General features: G+C 61.4%; 16 protein-coding genes. 14 read left to right on the top strand and 2 right to left on the bottom strand.

The annotated features are described in order from the left end of the window. Positions 1-199: 199 nt before the first annotated feature. Positions 200-3,796, top strand: a complete 3,597-nt coding sequence (locus AXK11_RS05870) for an autotransporter-associated beta strand repeat-containing protein (RefSeq protein WP_082780952.1) — start codon at positions 200-202, stop codon at positions 3,794-3,796. A 425-nt stretch (positions 3,797-4,221) separates the two neighbouring features. Here AXK11_RS05870 and mntR read toward each other — a convergent pair whose 3' ends face one another. Continuing rightward, on the bottom strand, positions 4,222-4,716 hold the full coding sequence (gene mntR / locus AXK11_RS05865) for a manganese-binding transcriptional regulator MntR (RefSeq protein WP_082780951.1): 495 nt from the start codon (positions 4,714-4,716) through the stop codon (positions 4,222-4,224). A 141-nt stretch (positions 4,717-4,857) separates the two neighbouring features. On the opposite strand from mntR, the gene AXK11_RS10060 reads away from it, so the two are divergent. The 6 genes from AXK11_RS10060 to AXK11_RS05835 all read left to right on the top strand — a co-directional run bounded on the left by AXK11_RS10060 (position 4,858) and on the right by AXK11_RS05835 (position 11,321). Beyond that, positions 4,858-6,057 (top strand): TonB-dependent receptor plug domain-containing protein, encoded by a 1,200-nt coding sequence (locus tag AXK11_RS10060; protein WP_068630242.1) that lies wholly within the window; start codon positions 4,858-4,860, stop codon positions 6,055-6,057. After that, complete coding sequence (locus AXK11_RS10055) at positions 6,054-7,064, top strand: TonB-dependent receptor plug domain-containing protein (RefSeq protein ID WP_197456820.1); 1,011 nt, start codon at positions 6,054-6,056, stop codon at positions 7,062-7,064. The genes AXK11_RS10060 and AXK11_RS10055 overlap by 4 nt, the downstream gene beginning before the upstream one ends. Positions 7,065-7,373: 309 nt before the next feature. Then, positions 7,374-8,342: a metal ABC transporter substrate-binding protein gene (locus AXK11_RS05850; RefSeq protein ID WP_082780950.1), complete on the top strand. Its 969-nt coding sequence runs from the start codon at positions 7,374-7,376 to the stop codon at positions 8,340-8,342. Further along, positions 8,335-9,306 (top strand): metal ABC transporter ATP-binding protein, encoded by a 972-nt coding sequence (locus AXK11_RS05845; protein ID WP_068630240.1) that lies wholly within the window; start codon positions 8,335-8,337, stop codon positions 9,304-9,306. The genes AXK11_RS05850 and AXK11_RS05845 overlap by 8 nt, the downstream gene beginning before the upstream one ends. 175 nt (positions 9,307-9,481) lie before the next feature. Beyond that, positions 9,482-10,387 carry a metal ABC transporter permease gene (locus tag AXK11_RS05840; protein WP_068630239.1) on the top strand — a complete coding sequence of 302 codons (906 nt, stop codon included), beginning with the start codon at positions 9,482-9,484 and terminating at the stop codon, positions 10,385-10,387. 73 nt (positions 10,388-10,460) lie between these two features. Next, entirely contained in the window at positions 10,461-11,321 is an 861-nt protein-coding gene (locus tag AXK11_RS05835; protein ID WP_068630238.1) for a metal ABC transporter permease, read from the top strand. Positions 11,322-11,365: 44 nt separating this feature from the next. Here AXK11_RS05835 and AXK11_RS05830 read toward each other — a convergent pair whose 3' ends face one another. Further along, complete coding sequence (locus AXK11_RS05830) at positions 11,366-12,256, bottom strand: phytanoyl-CoA dioxygenase family protein (RefSeq protein WP_082780949.1); 891 nt, start codon at positions 12,254-12,256, stop codon at positions 11,366-11,368. Between the two features lie 266 nt (positions 12,257-12,522). Here AXK11_RS05830 and AXK11_RS09460 point away from each other — a divergent pair, with 266 nt between their 5' ends. From AXK11_RS09460 to AXK11_RS05800, 7 genes are all read left to right on the top strand, one after another. Beyond that, a complete protein-coding gene (locus AXK11_RS09460; RefSeq protein ID WP_082780948.1) occupies positions 12,523-14,091 on the top strand; it encodes a glycoside hydrolase family 2 protein in 1,569 nt (522 codons plus the stop codon). 72 nt (positions 14,092-14,163) lie between these two features. Then, positions 14,164-15,159 carry a malectin domain-containing carbohydrate-binding protein gene (locus AXK11_RS09455; protein WP_082780947.1) on the top strand — a complete coding sequence of 332 codons (996 nt, stop codon included), beginning with the start codon at positions 14,164-14,166 and terminating at the stop codon, positions 15,157-15,159. A gap of 199 nt (positions 15,160-15,358) precedes the next feature. Then, a complete protein-coding gene (locus AXK11_RS05820) occupies positions 15,359-16,297 on the top strand; it encodes an amidohydrolase family protein (protein WP_068630236.1) in 939 nt (312 codons plus the stop codon). A gap of 49 nt (positions 16,298-16,346) precedes the next feature. Next, positions 16,347-17,363 carry an ABC transporter substrate-binding protein gene (locus AXK11_RS05815; RefSeq protein ID WP_068630234.1) on the top strand — a complete coding sequence of 339 codons (1,017 nt, stop codon included), beginning with the start codon at positions 16,347-16,349 and terminating at the stop codon, positions 17,361-17,363. A 55-nt stretch (positions 17,364-17,418) separates the two neighbouring features. Continuing rightward, a complete protein-coding gene (locus tag AXK11_RS05810; RefSeq protein ID WP_068630232.1) occupies positions 17,419-17,889 on the top strand; it encodes a RidA family protein in 471 nt (156 codons plus the stop codon). A 211-nt stretch (positions 17,890-18,100) separates the two neighbouring features. Beyond that, a complete protein-coding gene (locus tag AXK11_RS05805) occupies positions 18,101-19,093 on the top strand; it encodes an ABC transporter substrate-binding protein (protein WP_068630229.1) in 993 nt (330 codons plus the stop codon). 132 nt (positions 19,094-19,225) lie between these two features. Then, positions 19,226-20,218 (top strand): ABC transporter substrate-binding protein, encoded by a 993-nt coding sequence (locus AXK11_RS05800; RefSeq protein WP_068630227.1) that lies wholly within the window; start codon positions 19,226-19,228, stop codon positions 20,216-20,218. The last annotated feature ends 9 nt before the right edge of the window (positions 20,219-20,227 follow it).

Below are 20,227 nucleotides of genomic sequence, written 5' to 3'. Positions count from 1 at the left end.
CGGTTTGCTCGGCGGGCGTTCCGCCCGCCGAGCAAACCGCACAGTAAATGGGAGCAGGCATCGCCTGCCGCCGCCCGCGCAGGGCCGCCCTTGCGCGCCGCCATGTACGTTAGGGTTCCATACATTATAGTGCGTAATACTGCTTATTAGTATTACCCTCTTTAGACAGGCGTGGGACGATTTGTCATGAAGCGGCGCGATGAACCCTGCCCCGAGCGGGGCTGTAACGAGTGTTGCGGCCCCATACCTGAAGCTCTTTCGCCGCGCACAGCTACTCTGTGTGTGCGCGTTGGCTTGGGGCGCCTGGGGTTCGCCTGCTGTGGCGCAGGTTACGCTGCCTGCGGGCATCGTCACCTGGGGCGGCGCGGGCGCGGATGACAATTGGGCGACCCCCGAAAACTGGGCCAGCGGCGCAGTTCCCGCGTCGGGCGCAGATGTGCTCTTCGCCAAGCTGTCACCCGATGGGGCTGAGCAGCAGCCGCGCGTTTTGGATAATCCGGTACGGACCTTGCGCTCGCTGTGGTTTGAGGCGGGGGATTTTTACACGCTGAGTGGCCCGGAGGCACTCAGACTCGGCAGCGGCCTCAGTGCCGGTGGAGACTTGCTTGTGGTGAACTCGCTCAAGGCCGACGGGAGCCTCTCCGGCCACTCCGAGATCAATATCGAGCGCGTTATCCAGATCGCTGCCGGTAGTTTTGGCGGCGGCTTTGGGCGAATCGCCAACTACTCGGAGGCAGGGCTGCGCTTGGGCGCTGTCTTCAATCTCTCCAATAACAAGCTGCGGATCGGCGGGACTGGAGCGACACACTTTGCGGGCGGGACTGCGGGGAGTGGGACAATCGCCGTGGGCGGTGTGGCCGGTGAGCGGCCGCACTTGATCTTCGGGGGAACCGACGGGCTGGGCGTGGCAGGCGCGATCACTGTCGATGCGGGCGGCATGGCCGTTGTGCGTGGAGTGGGCGCACTCGGCTTTGCCCAAAAAACGGTAAACAGCGGCGGCACCTTGGCCTTTCGCTCGGACGCGGGCGTCGCGGTCACCTACGGCGTGAGCGGGCAGACGCTCCAGGTCGCCGGACACGGGCAGACCCGCAACGACGACACGGGGCCCATCGGCGCGATCTACAGCGACGGCGGCAGCAATCAGGTAAACTTCAGGATCAACATGGTCGGCACCGAGGGCGTGAGCTTCGGCTCGCGCGGCGAGCTCACGGGCGGGCTCACGCTGGCCGGACGGATCTCGGGCAACGGACCATTCATCAAGGTCGGTACCGGCCTCATCACGCTGAGCAACACGCACAACAACTGGAGCGGCAGCACGATCATCCGAGGCGGCGTCCTGCGGCTGGGGAGTGCGGCTGCGCTTCCCAGCACGAGCAATATCGTCTTCGACGGCGGGATCTTGGAGCTCGGCAGTGACGCGACGTTCAGCTTCGGCACGGGCCCGGGGCAAATCCAGTGGATGGGCTCTGGCGGCTTTTCGAACTCAGCTTCAAGTGCGAGTTCGGTCAACGTGGGAGCCGTCACTTGGGGGGAGGGCGGCTTCGTCCCCACGGGCTCGGCCCTTTTGCTAAACTCCCGCTACGCACGCGGGAATATTACGCTCTCTTCCGATATCGATCTCGGTAGCGAGCTGCGTGAGATCCGTGTGGAACGCGGGGAAAACCACATCGTTCATGCCCAAATGAGCGGTAAGCTCAGCGGGAGCGGTGGCGGGATACTCAAGACGGGCAGGGGCCTGCTATACCTCAACCAGCCCGACCATACGTACACGGGAGCGACGCTGATCCGCGAAGGAGCCCTGTGGCTGGAGGCTTTGGGGAGCAGCAACATCCAGCTCGACGGTGGAGTGCTCGTCATCGGAAAGGTGGGGACTACGGTACTCGATATTGGCAGCGGTGCAGGGCAGATCCAGTGGCTCGGCGACGGCGGACTTTCCGCCAGCAGCTCCTTTTCGAGCACTGTAAAACTGAGGCTGAACGGTGCTGAGGGTGAGCTCGACTGGGCGGCCTTTATCCCGCTGGGGCGCGAGCTGCGGCTCGGCCACTATTCGTCCGCCAACATACTTACCTGGGATACCGCGCTCAATCTTGGCGATGGGGAGCGGACGATCAGGATCGAGGGCGGGCGCAGCATCAGCACCAGTGATGTAGCCTTTAGCCAGGCGCTGCGCAGCACTGCGGCGGCGACGCTCAACCTCGTGGGGAATGGCCGGATCGACTTTGCCGTCGATAACGCCGAGCTGAAAGCGGGGCGGATCAATCTCTACGGTGCCGGGCTGCGGCTGCACAGCGCAGGCCGCCTCGCCGCCGCGGCCATGCTCTTCGACATCCGGCACGGCGGCCGCCTGATCCTCGATAACAGGGGAAGTGTCGGTAACCCGAATGTGGGCGGCAGCTTCGTGGCGGATCGGATTCACGACGAGGCGGTGATCCGCCTCAACGCGGGCACGCTTGTTTACCGGATCGGCTCGGCGGATACGTCCTACGAAAAGCTGGGTGAACTTACGCTCGACTCGGGGGCCAACGCCATCGAGTTCAGCGCGGCGGCCGGCGTGACGCACTTTGAGCTGGGCGCAGCCGCACTGCTCCGCGCCGCCGACTCGCGCAGCACACTCTACTTTAACGACGCACGGGCGCAGCTCGGGCTGACCAGTTCGGCGAGCGGTCTCGGCATTAACGATGCGGGCGGCGACTCGATCATCCCTTGGGCTGCGTACGACCAAGGCTGGCTGCGGCCGATTGCCGCCGGATCGGGTGCCGGTGCGGCACACTATCTCAACGCAATTCCCAACGAAGGCTACCACACGGGAGGGCAAGCGGGTTGGAACGGGGCCCACAACGTTAGGTTCCCGGGCCCTGTGATGCTCAATGCCGCGCGCACGGTGAACTCGCTCGTTCTGGGGACTGCGGGAGCCCTCAATACTGGCAGCTACACGCTGACGATCAACTCGGGCGGCCTGCTCGCCCGTGGGCAGCAAATCACCGGCAGCGGCTTGATCACGACTGGCGCAGGTCGCCCGCTCTACATTCACAGCTACGGTACCGGCACCGGCGTTGAGACAAAAGTGGCAGGTGCGGTCAGACTTGGCGGCGGGATGGATCTGGTAAAAACCGGCCCAAACACGCTTACGCTCAGCAGCACTGCGACGCACAAGCTCGGCGCGGTCTACATCCACCAAGGCACGCTTAAGCTGCAAGGAGGGACGCTCTCCGTCTCGGGCCCGATTACCATCGGCGACGGCGCAGGGACGGACATTCTGGAGCTCGCGCCCGACCGCTGGCACCAGCTCGTGAAAACCGGCGGCGGTTTCCCGAAGGTTATCTTAAAAGGCACACCCTACGATCCGCTCGGGCCGGAGTACGGCGGCGACCAGGCGATTCTGCGCTTGGGCGGCGGTACCAGACAGACGCTCGCCGGGCTGCACATCGAGCACCGCGGGACGATTGACTGGGCGGGCGGGCGCGGGGGCATGGGAAACATCCTGTGGATCGAGGAGCTCACCTTCAGCGACCCGAAGGCGCAGCTCTTCATGCGCAACTGGAACCATTTTGAAGACATCCTGCTCGTCCGCCACGGCGGCATGGCGCTCAGCCAGCTCCAGCAAATCGTCTTCGAGGGCTACCAAGACTACACCACCCAGTGGAAAGCGTATAACGCCGACTACATGCAAATCCTCCCCTTCGGTGCGCTCCCCGAGCCCTCGACCTATGGTGCCCTCCTCGGTACGCTAGGGCTGGGAGTAGTCGCGTGGCGCAAACGGCGGAACGGACGGCACACCAACGAGCAGTGCTGTTAAATAGAAGAGTCGAAGACTCGCACTGCACGTGGAGCGGGAGGGCGGCCCTACGCGGGCGGCGGCAGGCGGTGCCTGCATCCATTTACTGTGCGGTTTGTGCATCGGGCGGGACGCCCGATGCACAAACCGCACAGTAGAGAACCTCCGACCTTCGGTCGGCTAGGAGTTTACCCGTGAACTTTCTCACCTCGCCCCAATGGGTTTCCGTTTCATTCGCGCACGGGTTGAGGTACCTGACGAGCCGCCAACGAGCGGCTCGCAAAATGGAACGGTCGAAGACCGTGTCGCAACGCGACAGGGGGAGATTCATGTAAATTTGCGATTTTGGGCGGGAGGGCGGGCGCAAAGCGCACGGACAAAATCGCAAATTCAATGGAAGTGGCGACCCGCCACCGCTCCACGCGCAGTGGAAGCCCCAGGCTCTTTTACGTCTGCTGAGTCAGCCTTTGGAAGGCGGCCAGGGTTTCGCGGCTGACGTGGTGCTCGATGCCTTCGGCATCTTTTTGGGCGACGGCGGCGGGCACACCGATGGCCCGCAGGAAGTTCTCGACCGTCTGGTGGCGCGCCTTGGATTCGACTGCGATTTTCTTGCCCGTATCGGTCAGGAAAATCGCGCGGTAGGGCTGCGAGCTCACAAAGCCGTCGCGTTGCAGGCGGGCAATAGTGCGGTTTACAGTCACGTGGCTGACGCCGAGCAGTCGGGCCAGATCGGTCACGCGGGCCTCGCCCGTTGTCTCGACCAGATCGGCAATCGCTTCGACGTAGTCTTCGACTGTCTCGCGCGAGTGCGCCTCGCGGGTGCTGCGCAGCGCGGCGGCGCGGGCCGTTTCCATGGCTTCTCTCGTGGCCTTGGCGGCCCTGACCGTGGCGGCTTTGGAGCTGGCCTGGGGGGCCGGGGCGGCGCGTTTTGTTGTGAGCATGGAGGGCGGTGACAAGAGGCGCGGAAGGAGCGGGAGGGCGGGAGGGGCGGGGCAATGCGTAGCCAGAGATTCTCCTTGCTGTCGAAGGAAATAAATGTAACTGAGACTACGTTTCGTCTCTATAGGTACGAATTAATACCCATGATTACCAAGCTAAACAAAGATACATTTCGAATCGCGCGTGCGGCGCGTACGCTCAGTTGGGCGGCCGCACTCGGCGGGCTGGGAGCGGCCGGCTCGCTTTTCGCGCAGACTGCGCCCAGCGGCGGCGCCGATGCCGACCAAGCTGCCGTCGCGCTTGAGCGGATGCAGGTGGTGAGCACCGCGACGCGCACCGAGCGGCTGATCTCGGAGGTGCCGATCCGCACCGAGGTCGTCACCAACGAAGGCATGCACATGCGTGCGGCCTTTAACTTCTCACAGGCGATGGATCTGTTTAACGGCATCCGCGTCGAGAGCACCTGCCAAAACTGCAACACCTCGGAGGTGCTCATGCAGGGCCTCGGCGGCGCGTATAACCAGATCCTCTTCGACGGTGCGCCGCTCATGTCGGCGCTCGGTGGGGTTTACGGTCTGGAGCAAATCCCGACTGCTTTTGTCGATCGCATCGAGGTCGTGAAAGGCGGCAGCTCGGCGCTCTACGGCGCGGGCGCGGTCAGCGGCGTGATCAACCTCATCCCCATCCAGCCGCTGCGCAACGGCGGCTTCCTGCAAGTCGGCGTCGACGTGCAAAAGAGCGAGCCGGTCTGGCTGGCCGATGGGCGGCTCGACCGTGTGTTTGCCGAGGGCAAGGGCGGCCTCTCGTTCGTGTTTCAATCCAGCCAAAATGACCCGATCGACTTCAATGGCGACGGCTACAGCGAGATCACCGAAAAGGAGCTCGGCGTCGTCGGTGTGCAGGGCTGGTTCTCGCCGACCACGCGCACCCGGCTGCGCGGGAACTACCAGTACACCTGGGAAGAGCGCCGCGGCGGTAACCGCTTTGACCAGCCCGAGTACCTCTCCAACATCGCCGAGTCGCTCCAGACCAAGTACCACCGCGGCGGGCTGACCTGGGAGCAGGATGTGACGCAGGACTTCGATTTCTCGGTGGGCTACTCCTTCGCCTACATCGAGCGCGACAGCTTCTACGGCGGCCTCGGCGATGTGATCACCGACCCGACCGACCCAAATTACGATCCCGACGAGCTCGACCCCACGATTGCCGGAAGCGCGGCCTCTGACTCTTACGGCCAATACGGCTACACCAAGGACCCGCTGCACTACATCGACTCGCAGTTCAACTACCGCCTGGAAAAACACGCGCTCGCCTTTGGCGTGCAGTACAAGTGGGAAAAGTGACCGACGATAATCGCGACTTCGAGGGTAACACGATTAACCGGCTCACCGACGACAGCTTCTCCAACGTCGGCTTCTACCTGCAGGACGAGTGGACGGCTACGCCGCTCCTCAGCGTCATCGCCGGTGGCCGCGTCGATAAGAGCTCGGAGCTCGACGATGCGATTTTCTCGCCGCGGCTCGCCGTCGCCTACGAGGCCACGCCGAACCTGAAGCTGCGCGCCAGCGTGGCGACCGGCTTCCGCGCGCCGGAGGTCTTCGACGAAGACTTGCACGTGGACATCCTCGGCGGGGAGCAAGTCCGCATCCGCAACGATGCGGATCTCAAGGAAGAAAAGTCGATCACCGGCATGGCCGGTCTTGAGTGGCGCAACGATCCGGTGAAGCCCACCTGGGGCTTCGACATCACCGCCTCGCTCACCGACATCGATGACACCTTCCTGCTCGGGCCAAACCAGACCGACCCCGTGACCGGCGATCTTTATCAAGTGCGCAGCAATGCCTCGGGCTCCAAGGTCCAGGGCGTCGAGGCCAACTGGGTTTACCAGCCGCAAAAGGAATTCCGCTTCGAGCTGGGCGCGTCCTACTACCGCTCGCGCTACGATGAGGCCGAAGACATCTTCGACGACACGGAGGAGGGCGGCACGACGATCATCTCGACCCGCGACTACCTGATCACGCCCAAGTGGAGCGGTGTCGGCCAGGTCGTGTGGACGCCCATCGACGAGGTGAACGTGTTCCTCGGCGCGAAGTACATCGGCGGCATGGATGCGCTGAACAACCGCTTGGGCGAGCTGCGCCACACGTCGGATTTCTGGGTCGTCGACTTCGGCTTCACGCGCCACTTCGAGCTGCGCGGCAGGCACCACCTCGACGTCTCGCTGGGCGTGAAGAATATCTTCGACGAGCGGCAGAAGGACCTGGAGGTCGGCGCCGACCGCGACAACGACTACGTCTACGGGCCGCGTTTCGCGCGTTCGTTCTTTGTCACTGCAAAGTATAGTTTCTAAGCGTGCAGAAACAGGCGCGCTTCTTTGCGCGGTCGGGTGGCAGCACTCCATGCCATTGTGTTGCCCGCCCGCTGTGGAGGGGCGCTCGCCGCGCTGCGGGGTACGGGGTGTCCGTGCTCCGAGAGGCGGCGTTTTTTTCTGCGCGGTGGAAATGGCGCGGCCAGCTCAACCAGGGTTCATGGGTTTGGCCGCGCCACTTTTTTGATGGCGGCGGGCAGCTCGGGAGTGGGCCTAGAGGAGCGCGGAAGTGCGGATTGTGGAGGGGAGGCGCGGAGCGGGCGGCGATTTTTTTAAGACAAAGGCTACACCATGAAACTAAAGTATCTACTCGGTACGGCGCGCACGATCGCGCTGGGGCTTGGATTATCGGCGCTGCTCGCGGCACTGATCGGCTGCGCGCCGAAGGGGGAGGGCACGGGCGCGGCTGAGCGCGAAGCCGCCGGTGCCGCGCCGCACAAGCCGCGCGTGGTGACGACCTTTACGATCCTTCAGGACATCGCCCAAAACGTCGCGGGCGACCGCGCGGTAGTGGAGTCGATCACCAAGCCCGGGGCCGAGATTCACGGCTACGAGCCCACTCCGCAGGACATCATCAAGGCGCAGGAGGCAGACCTCGTGTTGTGGAACGGGCTGGGGCTGGAGCTCTGGTTTGAGCGATTTTTTACGCGGCTGAAAAATGTGCCCAGCGCCGTGCTGAGCGAGGGAATTACTCCAATCAAAATCACGGAGGGCGCTTACTCGGGGCAGCCCAATCCGCATGCGTGGATGTCGCCGCGGGCCGCGCTCGTTTATATCGAGAATGTGCGCCGCGCCCTGAGCGAAATCGATCCGGCTGGCGCGGCGATCTACAGCGCCAATGCGGCAGCCTACGGCGCACAGGTGCGGGCGGTCGAAACGCGCTTGCGCACGCAGTTGGCGCAAATCCCTGCGCGGCAGCGCTGGCTGGTGACGAGCGAGGGCGCGTTCTCCTACCTCGCCAAGGATTTCGATATGCAGGAGCTGTTTTTATGGGCGGTAAATGCCGACCAGCAGGGCACGCCCCAGCAAGTGCGCCGCGTGATTGATGCGGTGCGCGAGAATGGCGTGCCGGTGATTTTCAGCGAGAGCACGATCAGTGACCAGCCTGCCCGCCAGGTCGCCCGCGAGACAGGGATCCGCTACGGCGGTGCACTCTACGTGGACTCGCTGACGGAGGCCGCCGGGCCAGCGCCGACTTTCCTGCGCTTGCTCGAATATAATGCGGAGGTCATCTTGCGCGGCTTTAGCCTTCATGACTGAAAGCCCGCCCGACTCACCTCCGCATTCGCCTGCCGAATCGCCCCCGCTCGAACTGAGCGTCGAGGACATCACGGTCAGTTATCCCAACGGGCATGTGGCGTTGCGGGACACCCGTTTCCGGCTGGAGAGCGGGCGCATCTGTGCACTGGTCGGCGTAAACGGCAGCGGGAAATCGACGCTCTTTCGCGCGATCATGGGCTTTGTAAAACCCTCGCGCGGCCGCGTGCAGGTGGGCGGTCGCAGCATGCAGTCGGCGCTCAAGGCGGGCCTGATCGCCTACGTGCCGCAGGCCGAGGAGGTGGACTGGACCTTTCCCGTCAGCGTGTGGGACGTCGTGCTCATGGGCCGCTACGGGTACATGAATTTCCTGCGGATGCCGCGTGCGCGCGACCGCGAAGTCGCCGAGGAAAGCCTGCGCCGCGTGGGCATGCTGGAGTACCGCGACCGGCAGATCGGCGAGCTTTCCGGCGGGCAAAAGAAGCGCGTCTTCCTCGCGCGTGCGCTGGCCCAGCGCAGCCGGATCATCCTGCTCGACGAGCCTTTCACCGGTGTGGATGTGCAGACGGAGACGGCGATCATCAAGCTGCTGCGCGAGCTGTGCGCCGCCGGTCACCTGATCCTCGTCTCGACGCATAACCTCGGTGCCGTGCCCGAGTTTTGCGACTGGGTCGTCCTCATTAACCGCACGGTGCTGGCCGCCGGGCCGACCGAGCAGGTCTTCACCCAAGACAACTTGGTGCGCGCCTTTGGCGGCGTGCTGCGGCACTTCAAGTTCGATGAATCGACGGTGCAAAAACACGACGAAAAGGCGGTCACGCTGCTGACCGACGACGAGCGCCCGCTCGTTTTCGGCAAAGGCGGCCACCTAGAATACAGCCACCGCGAGGGCAAGGAGGACGTACTCGCCGAGCGCGACGAAGAGGAAGCAGAGGCTGCGGCGGCCCCTGAACCCAGGTCCCGATGAGCCTGCTGCATCCGCATCGCATTGGCCGCGCCGCCCACCGCACTTCATGCTCTTGGGGCCACATTTCACGTGCTGTGTTTTCGGTGTCGGGCCTCGCCGCTCCTGCACTCGTCAATTTTCCCGTAAACCGCTGCACTCGCCCGCGCGGGTAAGCGCCTTTTTTTGAACCGTCCGCATGTCTGATATTTTTCCCCCGCTCCTTACTCCGCTGCACTACGACTACATGCTGCGCGCGATTGTGGTCAGCGGATTGATCGGCGCGGTCTGCGGCTTTCTCTCGTGTTTCATCACGCTGAAGGGCTGGTCGCTGATGGGCGATGCGCTCTCGCATGCGGTGGTGCCCGGCGTGGCGGTCGCGTATGCGCTGGGGCTGCCCTTTGCGGCGGGGGCCTTGGGCACGGGCCTGTTGGCGGCGGCGGGCATGGCCTTCGTCAAGGCGCGGACGCCACTGCGCGAAGACGCGGTGATCGGCGTCGTGTTCACCGCCTTCTTCGCGCTCGGGCTTTTGCTCATCTCGATAAACCCCAGTGGCGTGGCCCTGGAGACGATCATCTTTGGCAATATTTTGGGGATCTCGGATTTCGACATTGCGCAAATCGTGGTCGTCGCGGCGGCGACGCTCCTTGTGCTCGGGCTCAAGTGGCGCGACTTGCTCCTCGTGTGCTTCGACCCGCATCAGGCCCGCGCGCTAGGGCTCAATACCGCGGTGCTGCACGCGGTGTTGCTCGCGCTGCTCTCGGCGACGACGGTCGCCGCACTGCAAGCCGTGGGGGCGGTGCTCGTCGTGGCGATGCTCATCACACCGGGGGCGACCGCGTACCTGCTCACGGATCGCTTTAGCCGGATGATCGGCGTGGGGATGGCGCTGGGCGCGGGGACTTCGCTCGTCGGTGCCTACGCGAGCTACTTTTTCGACGGGGCGACCGGCGGCTGCATCGTGACGCTGCAAACGCTGATCTTCCTCGGCGTGTTTTTCTTTGCCCCGAAACATGGGCTCGTGCGGCTGCGCCAGCTCGCGCGGTTGAGGGGGCACGAGGCGGCGCAGCCAGCTCCCGCGCGGACTCCCGCCGCGCAGTCGTAGCAGCACGCGCCCCAAGAAATCTCACCGCCACCCGCACCGCCACGACGAAACCGCAAACGAAAGCCTCCGCCCGATGCCACCGCTACTCGACGCACTTCTGGAGCCCTTTCGCTATCCCTTCATGGTCGAAGCGATGCTGGCGGGCACGGCGATTGCGGCGGTGTGCGCGGTGCTGTCGTGCTATCTCGTGCTCAAGGGCTGGTCGCTGATGGGCGATGCGATTTCGCACGCCGTGCTGCCCGGGATGGTGCTGGCCTATTTCTTCGGCCTGCCAATCGCGCTCGGGGCTTTTCTGTCGGGCCTGTTTTGCGCGGTTTCGGCGGGCTTCATCCGCGCCAATAGTCGCGTAAAGGAAGATACGGTTTTGGGCGTGGTGTTTACCGGACTCTTCGCGCTCGGGCTGGTGCTTTTCACGAAACTGAAGGTCGATCTGCACATCGATAAGGTGCTCTTCGGAAACATCCTCGGGCTGCTGCCCGGCGACCTGCGGGCGACCCTGCTGACCAGTGCGGTGGTGCTCGCGGTCATCGTGGCCCTGCGGCGCGACCTGCTGCTGTTCTGCTTCGATCCGGCGCAAGCGCGCGCTATCGGGCTGCGCACCGGGTGGCTCTACTACCTGCTGCTTTCACTGCTGGCCGTGACGATTGTCGTTTCGCTAAAGGCGGTCGGCATCATCCTCGTGGTGGCGATGTTGGTGACGCCGGGCTGCGTCGGCTTCCTGCTCACGCAGCGCTTTGGCCGCATGCTGTGGATCGCAGTCGCCACCGCGGTGGGCTCCAGCTTTGTGGGCGTTTACAGCAGTTTTTTCCTCAATGCCTCGACAGCGGCCTGCATCGTGCTGACGCAGGCGCTGGTCTTCGTGGGCGCGATGGCTTTTGCGCCGAAGCATGGTTTGCTGCGCCGCCGTCGCGGGGCAGCGAGCGCCTCAACGTAGGGTCACGGAGGTTAGCGGGTCTGGTGCACAGCTAAAACGCAGGCCTAGGCCCCGGGAGCCCCCTCCCACTCGCCTCCACAGGGTCCACCGGACTTCTCGAACTCAACCATGAGGTCGCGCCCATCCATGGAAACCACGGGCGTGTAATACTTGGATATCCTCGCCAGGTCTCCCTTCGCGTAGTGGCAAATGAAAGAACGGCGGAAGCGCGTCTTCGAGCGGTTGGGCCCTGAGCCGTGGAGCACATTGCCATTAAAGAAAAGCACGTCCCCGGCCTTCATCTCGGCATATACGGGCTTTTTCCCCTTGGGGACAGGCACCTGGTTGGAAGAGAAACTAAGCTTCGAGTCGGCTATGTCAGGACAGACGAGCTCCGCATCTTGCGTGTTCGGCACGACCATCAGTCCGCCGTTTTCCGCGTCGCTGTCATCCAGAGCGATCCAGGCAGCCATGCAGGTGCCAGGCTGCACCAAGAGGTAGAAATTATCCTGGTGTATTGCCTGCCCACGTGCTCCGGGCGGCTTGAAATAATACATGCTTTGGGTTGCCACAGGATCCTGGCCCATGAATTTCACGAGATACATCCGCACTTTCGGATGAAGCAGGTACGCACGTGCCTTTTGATCAAAACGATGCGGATGCATCACGCGCGGCCACCTGACCAGAGGATCTTCCGGACTGCCAGCTATCTTCGCATCTCCTTTTACGAACTTTCCCGGCTCGTAAAATCCGGGCCTCCCCTCCGCATGCATCGCGCCAAAATGCGCATTCAGGTCGCTCACCTCTTCGGGGAGGAAAAGTCCGCGGGCGATAAAATAACCATCACGGTGAAGGGCCTCAGCCGCTTCGGCGAGGCGAGTCTCGTCCACGGTCGGCTCGGGGAAAATCAGAGAGTGAGCACTCTCTTCGGCTTTCTCGGGTGTTTTGTAGGGCATAGTAGGGGAGGGTTCGACCACAAACCTGAGTGCCCGAGCTCAAAATTCAATAGGGAACTTTTGGGGGCACGGAATATTAAACCATATAAGCCATAGGATTTTATCATCTCAAAATCGACCCAAAACAGAGCAGGCATTTCCTTTAGTTTATCAAAAAAACCTCTCCCCTTTAGGTTCATTAAATAGGCCAAGTCATATCCATAGTGAAGGGGGAGGAGCGCCATAACCAGCATTGACCCTCAAAGAATCGGGGAGACTATCGGTTCATGCTTCCCCCTGATTCATTGTTAACGCCTTCTTTTTCGTCTTCCAAGCGCGTAGCCCAAGGTATCAACAGTTCCTGGAAATTCTACAAGGGAGCAGATGCCCCCACAAACGGGCAGGGGCAAGCCTGTTGGGAAGATGTCGACCTTCCCCACACCTGGAATGCGGAAGATGTTATGGCCGATGAGCCAGGCTACTATCGTGGCATAGGCTGGTATCAGAAGGAGCTTTTTATCCCCGAGGGGTGGCAGGAAAAGCAAGTTTACATCCACTTCGAGGGGGCTAGCCAGGTAACCGAGTTATTCGTAAATGGCAAAAGCGCAGGCTCTCATGTAGGAGCATATACGGCATTTAACTTCAATATAAGTGGTTTTATTCATCAGGGGATAAATGCCATCAGGGTTAAGGTAGATAATAGCTTCAATCCCGATATAATACCGGTGAGTGGCGATTTCAGTGTGTATGGCGGTATTTATCGGAGTGTATATTTGGTCGTGTTGGGGCAAGATCATTTTGACATGAATAACTATGCCAGTAACGGCGTTTTTATTTCCACACCACATGTTTCGGCAGAGGCAGCCACTGTTCGGGTCAAAGGGAGGGTATCCACAAAGCAGAAGTTGAAAGTGTTGACCACGATCTACGATAAGGGAGGGGACAAGATAGCTGAGTCGACGGTTAGCCCGGACGGGGACGGAAGCTTTTCTACGGATGTAACTATAAAATCGCCACATCTATGGGCTCCAGACCATCCTTATTTATACAGGGTGGTGAATGCACTGGTCGGTGCAAAGGATGGAACTCTATTGGACGAGGTGATTAACCCATTGGGCTTCAGGTGGTACAGTTTCGACCCAGAGCGTGGGTTCATCTTGAATGGGGAACCACTCAAGCTGATCGGTGCAAACCGGCACCAGGATTTTCGGGGGCTGGGCTCGGCCCTTCCCGATATACTTCACGTCAACGATGTTCAATTGCTCAAAGATATGGGAGGTAATTTCCTGCGCGTTTCGCATTATCCACAAGCCCCTGCGCTCATGGAAGCTTGCGATCGTTTGGGGATATTGGTTTCGGTGGAAACTCCGGGGAATAATAAGATAACCGAGAGCGAGGAGTTCGCCCGTGTGACGCTCGAAATGCAGCGCGAAATGATAAGGCAGAACTACAATCATCCCAGCGTTATCATCTGGAGCTACATGAATGAAGTCTTGCTTGGCCTGCCTTCCTACAGGAGCGATGCTCCGAAACTTGAGCACTATTTAGAAAAGGTAAGGAATCTGGCGACAGAGATCGAAACCTTGTGTAGAGAAGAAGATCCCGAGCGCTATACCATGATTGCCTTTCATGGAGATCTGGATCTTTACAAGCGGGCAGGGCTGATAGATGTCCCGCAGGTCGTAGGGTGGAATCTTTATCAAGGGTGGTATGACGGGGAGTTTGAGGATTTCGAGAAGTTCTTGCTGCGATTCAAGGAGGAGTATCCGAACCGGCCAATGATCGTTTCGGAATATGGTGCTGACTCCGATTATCGCCTGCATATCCTTGCCCCGGCCCGTTTCGACAAAACCTAGGAGTACGCCAATCGCTTTCATGAAGCGTATTTACCGGTTATCCACAAATACCCGTTTATCTCGGGGGCTAGCATGTGGAACCTTGTTGATTTTGTCAATGAAAGCAGGCAGGAGGCCACGCCGCATCTGAACACCAAGGGGCTGCTCACCACAGATCGAAAACCGAAGGATGCTTACTATATCTACAAGGCATTCTGGGCCAAACAGCCGTTTGTGAAAATAGGCGGGTCGGATTGGCCAAGCCGCGCACAATGTGCCGACGAAAGTAGCGACACAGTAGCCACTCAGCCAGTCACGATATATAGCAATCAATATGCTGTATCTTTATGGGTAAATGGGGAACCTATGGGGGCCAAAAAGATCGTAAACGGGAAGGCGGTTTATCCTGTCCGCTTCAAGAACGGCACAAACCAGATCAAAGCCATCTCCGCAAATGGATCGGAAGATTTGGTCAATGTGCAATTTCATGTTGTGGCCAATAACTTGAAATCTGAGGAAAATCCCTTTACATCGCTCAATGTAAGCTTGGGCGATGCCCGAATGTTTATGGATGACCTGACCGGGGAAGCATGGGTTCCCGAGCAGGCTTATAAGCCGGGTAGCTGGGGCTATGCAGGCGGCTATGTGTATAAAGAAAACGAAAATAGCGACCGATATGGTTCGACGCGCGTAATCGTGGGCACGCGCTATCATGCCCTTTATCAAACTCAGCGAGTCGGGCTGAGTGCGTTCAGGGCGGATGTCCCCGATGGGGTTTATGAAATTACCTTTCACTTTGCTGAGCTACTGACGAACAAGGCCCAGGAAAAGTTGATAAATGATCTTGGAGTAAACACGGGCACAGGAAATACCAAGCGAGGAGATATCGGGCATAGGAGCTTTGGCGTGATCGTCAACGACGCTGTTTTTATCGAAGCCCTTTCCTCAGAAAACTACCTCGTCCCTCTTCGAGCTTATAACACCAAAACCCATGTTAATGTGACACACGGGGGAGGCATTCATATCCGCTTTGCGGCTCATGGCGGGGAAGCCGTTTTGAACGCTATCCAATTGAGGCGGATTTACTGATATTGGATTTATCCAGGGTAGTGGGTGAACGAGGCACCCGCTACCTTATTCCTGTTGTCACGGGCAGTGTTGCGGTCTTGTTCGTCCGCTACTACGAAGATGCTGACTTCTGGGCTCTGCTCTGCTTTGGGCATACGATCCTCCCTGTTTATGGCTGAATATCTTGTAACTACAGGGCGCAGATTCTGACTGAGCAGTCATGATTGACATGCATGTGCATTTGTATCCGCCGGAGATTAACGCCGATCCGGCTGGCTGGGCGGCGCGGGCGGGCGAGCCGCATTGGGCGACTCTCAGCACGCGGCGGCGCAAGAGCGGGCAGCCCGTGCAGGGTTTCCCGAGTGTCGAGGAGCTGCTGCGCGCGATGGATGAGGCGGGCGTCGAGCGCAGCGTATTGCTCGGCTGGTACTGGGAGCGCGCGGAAAACTGCCGCCTGCAAAATCGTTTTTACGCAGATTGCGTGTACGCGCACCCCGACCGGATTTCGGCCTTCGCCTCGGTGAGCCCGAGTGCGGGTGAGGACGCAGTCCTGCACGAGCTCGATTGGGCGCGCGAGCATGGGCTCTGCGGCGTGGGCGAGCTCTCGCCGCACTCGATTGGTTGGGCTTGCGAGGATCCGATTCTGGCAGCCGTGCTCGCGCGGGCAGGGGACTGGGGCTGGCCGGTAAACCTGCACGTCACCGAGCCCGTTTCGCGCGATTACCCGGGTAAGGTGGAGACGCCGCTGGCCGACTTCGCGCAGCTCGCTGCGGCGCATCCGCACACGCCGCTAATCCTCGCGCACTGGGGCGGGCGGCTGCCGCTACTGCTCGGCGGGGCGGCGGGAGCCGATACGGCAGCCTATGTGGAGGACGGCGGCGCGGCGGTGGATTTTGCGCTCCCGCAAAACCTGTACTTCGACACGGCGGCCTCGCCGCTGATTTACGGGCCGGATATCTGGCAAAAGTTTGTGGCGCGGGTGGGGGCCGAGCGCGTGCTCTTCGGCTCCGACTACCCGCTCAATCTTTATCCGGCGCTGAGTGCGGAGCCGGACATCGCGCGTTTCGCTGCCGAGCTGCGCGAGCGGTCGGGCCTCACGGCGGAGGAAATCTGTGTCATCTCCACGGATAATGCTCGAAGGCTGCTTGGGCGTTTATGACGCTCCCCGTGCATTGCCTTTCCATTTCCGTAACCTTTTATGCCAAAATATGATACGTCTCTTGTTTTCGTTTTTCGCTCTCGCCGCCTCCCTGGTTTTCGCTGGCTGCGGCCGCTCCGATAACACCGTCACGCTCAGTAAAAGTGAAGAAGGGCTCACGCGCCTGGTCATGCAGAGCGACTGGTTTCCGCAGGCCGAGCACGGCGGGTTTTATCAGGCGCTTGCGCGCGGCTTTTATCGCGAAGCGGGGCTCGATGTGACGATTAACCCGGGTGGGCCGGGCTCGCATGTGCGGCTCAAGGTCTCGCGCGGAGATGCGGACTTCGGCATGCTGCGCAGCGACGATCTCGCCATGTCCGTAGCGCAAGGGCTGCCGCTGGTGATGGTCGGCGCGCTGATGCAGCACGATGGCGAGGCGCTGCTCGTCCATGCGGATAGCCCCGTGCGCGACTTCGCCGATCTCGACGGACAGACGGTCATGGCTCCGCTCAGCATGGTCTGGGTCTCCTTTATCCAAAAAAAATACGGCATCTCGTTTAACCTCGTGCCGGTCCAGTACGGGCTGGCCTCCTTCTTTGCCGATCCGAAGCTGGTCCGAAGCTGCTACCTGACCAGTGAGCCGTTTTTCGCACAACAGCAGGGCGTGCCGGTGCGCGCGCTGTCGCTCATCGATGCCGACTACGATGTGTACAGCGGGCTCATCGCGCGGCGCGAGTTGCTGCGCGATAAGCCGGAGGTCGTCCGCGCCTTCGTCGCGGCCACGATGCGCGGTTGGGAGGACTACCTGACGGGCGACCCCAGGCCCGCCGATGAGCTGATCCTCAAGAGTAACCCGCAGATGTCGCAGGCGCAGCTCGACTACTCGCGGGCCGCCATGATCAAGCACGGGATCGTGAAGGGATTTCCCGAAAAGGAGGAGGCGCTCGGGGCGATCAAGCTGCCCCGCCTCCAGCACGAGATCGACCGGCTGCGCGAGTTTGGCGCGCTGGACAAAAACGTGCGCGCGGAGGATATCGCCACGCTCGATTTTCTGCCTGAGGCGGCCCGCGCTGCATCTGCGCATTAAGCGTGCGCAGCCGGGCGGGATCAGCTCTTTTTCCCCCTCTTCATTTTTCCCCTCCATGAATCCGACAAATCCTGAAGCAAAACTCGCCGGGCTCGGCCTCAAGCTCCCGAGCCCGCCTGCTGCCGCGGGCAGCTACGTGCCCACCGTGCGCACGGGCAACCTGCTCTACTGCGCGGGTACGATCTGCATGATCGACGGGCAGATGACCCACACCGGCCAGGTCGGCAAAGAGCAGACAATCGGCACTGCGGTCGAGGCCGCCCAGGTCTGCGCGCTCAACACGCTGGCCAACATCAAGGCCGCCGTGGGCTCGCTCGACCAGGTCGCGCGGATCGTCTTCGTGAGCGGCTTTGTCAACGCGGTCGATGGCTTCGAGGAAAGCCCCGCCGTGATCAATGGAGCGAGTGACTTGTTCGTAAAAGTTTTTGGCGAAGCGGGGAAGCACGCGCGCGCCGCCGTCGCCGTAAATGGCCTGCCCAAGGGCTCGACCACCGAGATTCAGGTCGTGGTCGAGTTGAAGGGCTGAAGGAACTGAAGAACCACCGCCCCTGCCGCCCGGGCGACAGGGGGAGGCCCGCGCCCGATGGCTGCCTCCTTTGCGCGGGGGAGGGCTGTTTCCAGCCTTCAGTAATATTACTTAAGGTATTGGTATTTACACTTTTAACCTGATGAGATGCGCTGCGCATGTGCTTTCGGGTCAGTGCTGCACCTCTCGTAACCCCAACCCCTGAAGTTCTATGAAACTACGCCGTCCTGCCTTGCTGCTGCTTGGTCTCTTCGCGCTGTGTGCCAGCGTGTTCGCTGCGCCGACGAAAGACCGCTATCGAATCGCCGTCGTGCCAAAGGGCACCTCCCACGAGTTTTGGAAATCGGTGCAGGCTGGCCTCGTGAAGGCGCAGCGCGAGTTTGCCGAGCAGGGCACGAGGATCGACATCATGTGGAAAGGCCCGCTGCGCGAGGACGACCGCGAGCAACAAATCCAGGTGGTGGAAAACTTCGTCGCCCGCCGGGTCGATGCGCTTGTGCTGGCACCGCTTGATGGGCGCGCACTCGTGCCGCCAGTAGAGCTCGCCGCGCGCGCGAAAATCCCGGTCGTCCTTGTGGACTCGGGCCTGGAGTCAGACATCCCGGTAAGCTCGGCCTCGACGGACAATTATAACGGCGGAGTGATCGCCGCGCGCCGCCTGGCCGAGCTGCTTGGCGGTCGCGGGAAAGTTATTTTGCTGCGCGTGGTCGCAGGCTCGATGGGCACCGGCCTGCGCGAGCAGGGCTTTCTCGATACGATTGCCAAGGAGTTTCCCGAGATGCGCGTCCTCTCCAGCGACCAGTACGGCGGCCCGACTCGCGACACCGCGTACCGCTCGGCGCAAAACCTGGTCAACCGCTACGGACGCGAGGTGGACGGCGTTTTCGCGGCCAACGAATCGAGCTGCGTCGGGATGCTCCTCGCGCTGCGCGATGCGGGGCTGGCCGGCGGGCGCGTGAAGCTCGTGGGCTTCGATGCGGCGACGCAGCTCGTCGATGCGCTGCGCGCGGGCGACATCCAGGGCCTCGTCGTGCAAGACCCGCTCAACATGGGCTACCTCGGCGTGAAAAGCGCCGTCGCCGCGCTGCGCGGTGAGCCGCTCCCGAAGGTCATCGACACGGGCAGCACGATGGTCACGGCCGAAAACATGGATGCACCGGAGGTCGACGCGCTGCTGCACCCGCCGCTTTCAGAATACCTGTGAGATTACGGAAAAGCGGAGCTGCCATGGAACGAGGCTCCGCCAATCCGATCTATGGCTGCTCGTCATAAATGCGGCCACCGCTGCCTGCTTCGCCCGCGCCGAGATTTCCCCTAACCCCAAACCAAGCCATTCATGAAAAAAACATCCCTCGCTGCTGCATTCCTCGCGTTCTGCGTTTCTACGCTCCTGCTGCCAGTGATCCACGCCGCCCCCGAGCGCTACCGGATCGCCGGAGTCCCCAAAGGCACCACCGATGAGTATTGGAAAAGTGCCAATGCAGGCATGGTAAAGGCGCAGCGCGAATTCGCCGAGCAGGGCGTGCGCGTGGACATCATGTGGAAGGGCCCGATTCGCGAGGATGACCGCGAGCAGCAAATCCAGGTGATGGAGAACTTCGTGGCCCGCCGCGTGAGTGCGATCGTGCTTGCTCCGCTGGACGGCACGGCCCTCGTGTCTTCGGTCGAGCTGGCTACCCGCGCGAAAATCCCCGTCGTCCTTATCGACTCCACGCTCGATAAGGACGTGTACGTGAGCGAAGCCTCGACGGACAATTATCAGGGCGGAGTGATCGCGGCGCGCCGCCTGGCCGAGCTGCTCAATGGAAAGGGGAAGGTGGTCGTCGTGCGCGTCGTGCCCGGCTCCACGAGTGTCGAGGGGCGCGTAAATGGCTTTCTCGATACGATCAAGGAGTTCCCCGGGATCGAGGTCATATCCAGCGACCAATACGCTGGCCCCTCGCGCGACACGGCCTATCGCACTGCCCAAAACCTGATCAACCGCTACGGCCATCAGATCGACGGCATCTTCACGCCCAACAACAGCAGCACTTCGGGAACACTCCTCGCACTCGCCGACGTGGGCCGCGGTGGTGGCAAGGTAAAGCACGTAGGCTTCGACACCGACAAGCAGTCCGTCGCTGCACTGCGTGCGGGGGACTTGCAGGGCCTCATCGTCCAGGATCCGCTCAACATGGGCTATGTGGCCGTAAAAACGGCCGTCGCCAAACTGCGCGGAGAGGAAGTGCCCAAGCTCATCGACACCGGCTGCACTCTCATCACTGCCGAAAATATGGACGATTCCGAAATCCACGACCTGCTGCACCCGCCGCTCGATAAGTACTTGTAGGCCCCTCTT

Source organism: Cephaloticoccus primus (assembly GCF_001580015.1).
GTDB classification, from domain to species: Bacteria; Verrucomicrobiota; Verrucomicrobiia; order Opitutales; family Opitutaceae; genus Cephaloticoccus; species Cephaloticoccus primus.
This window is presented reverse-complemented; position numbering and strand designations above follow the sequence as displayed.